The 3,410-nt window shown below is 38.1% G+C and carries 3 protein-coding genes and 1 pseudogene; all 4 read left to right on the forward strand.

Annotation, left to right across the window (positions count from 1 at the left end):
- The first annotated feature begins 612 nt into the window (after nucleotides 1-612).
- Nucleotides 613-954, forward strand: coding sequence for a hypothetical protein (locus tag L1028_RS30615; protein WP_234541919.1), 342 nt, complete (start codon nucleotides 613-615; stop codon nucleotides 952-954).
- 38 nt (nucleotides 955-992) lie between these two features.
- A complete protein-coding gene (locus L1028_RS30620; RefSeq protein WP_234541920.1) occupies nucleotides 993-1,532 on the forward strand; it encodes a GBS Bsp-like repeat-containing protein in 540 nt (179 codons plus the stop codon).
- 116 nt (nucleotides 1,533-1,648) lie between these two features.
- Entirely contained in the window at nucleotides 1,649-1,873 is a 225-nt protein-coding gene (locus L1028_RS30625) for a GBS Bsp-like repeat-containing protein (RefSeq protein ID WP_234541921.1), read from the forward strand.
- A 192-nt stretch (nucleotides 1,874-2,065) separates the two neighbouring features.
- Nucleotides 2,066-3,410, forward strand: a pseudogene (locus tag L1028_RS30630) (hypothetical protein); the annotation flags it as partial.

A 3,410-nucleotide genomic window follows, 5' to 3' on the forward strand; every position in this document is an offset into this window, starting at 1 on the left:
ATAGCTGACGGATGGAGTACTTGGTCCGACACAAAAAGCCAAGACAAGTTTGAAGTGGTAACAACTCCGGTGTCGTCAGGAAGACAAGCTCAAAAAATAAGTAGCACTGGGATGCCAACTGAATCAGGGATATAGGCCCTGCAGGATATTATAGGTAAAGGAAATAAGGCATTGCGGTGAACGGACAGTTCTACGTGGAGGCCCAGAAAAACAGTTAGGTTTAACTCTTAATCTATTTTTTGATGCGTCTAATATTTTTCCGGGCAGTAGCGCAGCAAGTATGCCATCAGGGATGTACCAGAGTCATATGACGTTAATGGATATTATGGAAAATGCACGCAGTGGGAGATTACCTATCTCGCGGATGTTCTGGTAAAACTATGACATTCGTATTGAGGATTTTGGTGATAGTGGAGTGACAACCACTAGTTTATCTTGGTCCAGTGCTAAGCAGATGAAACAAATCGTGTCTCAGTTCAATATGTTCTTACTATACAAAACTTACACTACTCTAGAATACCACTACAATACGGGAGAATGATTTTAATTTATTTCTATTAAATGGTAACTTACTACGAAAGAACCTATAAGTGTCTTAAAGGAGCATGGAGGATGAAGATTTATAAAACAATTACATTGTTGTTGGGAGCGTTAGTAGTCTTTTTAGGATATGGAGATTGTATTCCGACTGCTTCTGCCCAGGACACAACGTATGCCAACTATATTATGGTGGATATAAGTAGCAATCCCAAACCACAAATCCTATATGTATACAATCAAGGCAGGCTAGAAAATGAAATTTATCCAGATAACTCGACCATTCAATATACATATGATAGGAATGGAAATCTGATAAAGAAGAGTAAAGGCTATTCGTCAACATCGCATGTATTTAGTAGCTCAGCGCTTTCCTATGATATCTATTTAAAGGGGGTGATAGTATCCAACAGGTGACTTTTCCGACATGGACTGAACAAGGTGGACAAGATGACTTGGAATGGATAGCGGGTGAGAAGCTTACTAATGGATTATGGAAAGGAACAGTTGTACTAGCTAAGCACGGAAAAGGAACAGGCCAGTACAATACACATATCTACGCAGATGGCAATGCAGTCAGCGGATTAACTGCCACGGTACAAAATAACATAAGAGTGATCTCACCTCAAGAAGTATCATTGGCGGATAGTTATTATGAGATTTTTGTGGAAGGAATCGCGAGCAATGTTAGAGAAATTCGATTTCCTACGTGGACAGATTACAATTGGCAAGATGATCTGGTAAATCCATGGATAATCAGCGAAAAAGTAAATGAGATGACCTGGAAGATTCGAATCCCCTTTAGTAATCATAATTATGAGACAGGTAGTTATATTACGCATATTTACGCTTTTGATAAATATGGAAACATGGAAATGCTAGATGGTACGTCAGTTAATGCAAAATGGGGTGTGGAAGGGAACCGTAGTTTACTCAAACCATCATTCAGAAACTGGACGATATATTACACATATTTATGCGGATGGGAAATATAGTGGAGCTTGGGTATTTGATGTGACGAATAATACAAGAATCCCAGCTCCGAGTGTTGCATACATGAGCAGCAGTTTTTACGATATTACGATAGAAGGAGTTCCCTCTAGTGTTACAGATGTTCGATTTCCAACTTGGAACTTGGACGGTAAGTAATGGTCAAGACGATTTAGAGGATCCATGGATTAAGGGGGAACGTTTAAGTCCTACAAGTTGGCGAATTCGAATTCCTTTCTTTAAACATAACAACGAAACAGGAACGTATATTACCCATATTTATTCCTTTGATGCCTCTATGAACAAAATGATGATTGGTGAAATATTAGTAGAAGTAAAGAAGTGAGTAGAATTAAAAGAGGAGATACAAAATTCATATTTATGCTTCTCAGAGATAGGAAGGTATATTGAAGAAGAAACGATTCAAATAGGGAATGAACTATTATCTAACAGATAAATAGTAGGAATATTTTCATAGGATGATAGAGAATATAGTTTAATTGTAAGGTAATTGAAATAATCCCTGGGGGAAAGTAAATTGAAAAAAATAAAGTTAGTTCGAAAAGTATTAATGGTTATCATGTGTTTATCTCTTATCATTCCAAACATTTTGGAAGGAACTGCGAAAGCGAGTACAACCGTTAAAAGTACTTCTGATCAAACTTACATAAACAAAGCACAAGATTTACCTGCTCCATCACCTGCACCGTCAGATTTTTTGGAGTTTTCAACAGAATCGGTACCACAGCCTACACCTACAATTCGTCCAGAGAAATCTGCGAGCAAATTATTCAAAGAAGAAGGTTGGCAGGAATCGATTCCTCCATTGCCGGATGGGAAGGCTACTGTGGAGGAAGCCACCTATGATCCGAAATTGTCTGAGGCTATTGTATCTATTAAAGCTAAAACGCTTGAGAAGCAAGGATTACTTAATTATTCGGTCTCTTCAGGTGGGACGGCTACAAATCAAAGAGTAGTATCACAAGATTTAATCGAATCTGAAATTGAAAAGCTGTTTATGGCCGGAGCTTCCATTGAAGATGTCTATTGGATTAATTATCTGATCCAGGATTCACCGAATCAAACCGTACTTGAGCTATTAAAGTGGAAGCAAGAAGGAAAGCTAAGCTGGGAAGACATACAAGGGGAACTAGAAGATCAAGCTATCCAAAAGAAGAACCCATCTACTGTTCAAAATTCTACTTACCAGGATGATCTGATCTTTCAACAATTTCCGAGCATAACCTCGCTTGTGTATGGAGAGGACCTTTTTTCTCCAGATAAATTGAAAATCGCGGCTTCAACGGTGACTGCTTTTGATATGAGGGTCGCGGGAATATTTGACGGACTCGTTGTTCGAGCTCAGCTTAATCAAACCAACAAACCTCAATTTGGAGATCGTAATACTACGGATGAAGTGATTGATCCTGTTTCCGGTTCATTGACGTGGAAAGAGAATCAAATTCATTTACCCGGCCGAGATGGCCTAGATTTGGATATTGGGATTATGTACAGCTCCAATCAAGGACATTCTTTTGAAAGAGCATATAGTACTTCTGGTAGTTATACTTACACAGATAGATATGATCATTTTTTCAAGATGAATAGTTTAGGGGTAGGTTGGTCCTTTCAATTTCCTTCAATCGAAAAAAATGGTGATTATCGTTATTATCATGACGGGAAAGGTGGGGTGTATGCCGCAATCACTTATCCAGAACAAAATATTGATGAATTTACAAATTACACACATCTCCTGAATTATAAACAAAAAAACATGCGTTTTGTCTATAACAATGAGTACCATGAATTTAATAACGGAGAGGAAGATTCCTGGTACTACGTTGAATTCGAGGATAAGAGACGAGAGTATTTTTCTTTTTATG

Origin of the sequence: Paenibacillus pseudetheri (genome assembly GCF_924513355.1) — a bacterium.
GTDB lineage: Bacteria > Bacillota > Bacilli > Paenibacillales > Paenibacillaceae > Paenibacillus_AQ > Paenibacillus_AQ pseudetheri.

Bases quoted from the DNA above. Each gene is read 5' to 3' on its own strand.
- L1028_RS30615 (WP_234541919.1), top strand. From the start codon at position 613: ATGAAGATTTATAAAACAATTACATTGTTGTTGGGAGCGTTAGTAGTC.
- L1028_RS30625 (WP_234541921.1), top strand. From the start codon at position 1,649: ATGTTCGATTTCCAACTTGGAACTTGGACGGTAAGTAATGGTCAAGAC.